General features: G+C 68.6%; 1 protein-coding gene. It reads left to right on the forward strand.

What is annotated here, in order from left to right; genetic code table 11:
* Positions 1–264 precede the first annotated feature (264 nt).
* The gene (locus ACZ6JS_RS35495) at positions 265–1,479 is read left to right on the forward strand and encodes an IS110 family RNA-guided transposase (RefSeq protein WP_469304217.1); all 1,215 of its coding nucleotides are present in this window, start codon (positions 265–267) and stop codon (positions 1,477–1,479) included.
* Positions 1,480–1,540: the final 61 nt, after the last annotated feature.

Below are 1,540 nucleotides of genomic sequence, written 5' to 3' on the forward strand. Positions count from 1 at the left end.
CCCCCGTTATGTTTTTCGCGGTCCTGCAATGGGACCGCTGGCCTCCGGGCCCGGTATGACTGTGTCCCCTCTGTCGAACGGATGACCTGGGGGGTGGTGTCGCCGGGCCCGAGGGGTGCCGTCGGAGACGCTGATGAGAGACCCGGCCACCGCCCGGTCCGGCGCAATGCCGGACAGTTCGCGGGCGGTAGGTCTGCATAACGTGGATGCGCGAGCACGGTTCCCCGCCGAGGCCGGTACGGTCAACACCTGCGGAAGGGTGCGATGTTAGACACCGAAGGCATAGGCGTTTTCCTCGGAGTGGACGTGGGCAAGACCGCCCACCACGGCCACGGGCTCACCCCGGCCGGGAAGAAGGTCTTCGACAAGCCGATGCCCAACAGCGAACCGAAGCTGCGGGCCGTCTTCGACAAGCTCAAGACCAAGTTCGGCACCGTCCTGGTCATCGTGGACCAGCCCGCCTCCATCGGCGCCCTGCCCCTGACCGTCGCCCGCGACGCCGGCTGCAAGGTCGCCTACCTGCCCGGACTCGCGATGCGGCGGATCGCCGACCTCTACCCGGGCGAGGCGAAGACCGACGCGAAGGACGCGGCAGTCATCGCGGACGCCGCCCGGACGATGCCTCACACCCTGCGTTCCCTGGAACTGACCGACGAGATCACCGCCGAGCTCACGGTGCTGACCGGCTTCGACCAGGACCTCGCGGCCGAAGCCACCCGCACCAGCAACCGGATACGCGGCCTGCTCACCCAGTTCCACCCCAGCCTCGAGCGCGTGCTCGGGCCCCGGCTCGACCACCCCGCCGTCACCTGGCTCCTCGAGCGCTACGGATCCCCGGCCGCCCTGCGCAAGGCCGGCCGACGCAGGCTCGTCGAACTCATCCGACCCAAGGCCCCGCGCATGGCCGCCCGTCTGATCGACGACGTCTTCGACGCCCTCAACGAACAGACCGTCGTGGTTCCCGGCACCGGCACCCTCGACATCGTGATCCCGTCCCTGGCCGCCTCGCTCGCGGCGGTTCACGAACAGCGCCGGGCACTGGAAGCGCAGATCAGCACCCTTCTGGAGGCCCACCCTCTTCACCCGGTCCTGACTTCGATGCCCGGAGTCGGAGTCAGGACCGCCGCCGTCCTGCTGGTCACCGTCGGCGACGGCACCGGATTCCCCAGTGCCAGCCACCTCGCCTCCTACGCCGGCCTCGCCCCCACCACGAGATCCTCAGGGACCTCGATCCATGGCGAACACGCACCCCGCGGCGGAAACCGGCAGCTCAAACGGGCGATGTTCCTCTCCGCTTTCGCCTGCATGAACGCCGACCCGGCTTCACGCACCTACTACGACCGGCAACGCGCACGCGGCAAAACCCACACCCAAGCCCTCCTCCGGCTCGCCCGCCAACGCATCAGCGTCCTGTTCGCCATGCTCCGAGACGGCACCTTTTACGAGTCCCGAACCCCCACCGTCACCCTGGCAGCATGACCACCCCAAACAACCCCATACCCGGCACCACGTCCTTGACGGAGGACATAGAGACACCCCC

The sequence above is a fragment of the Streptomyces sp. NPDC046349 genome (assembly GCF_055587885.1).

What these genes read in the sequence shown, in the direction of transcription:
- ACZ6JS_RS35495 (WP_469304217.1), top strand. Translation starts at nt 265, where the DNA reads ATGTTAGACACCGAAGGCATAGGCGTTTTCCTCGGAGTGGACGTGGGC.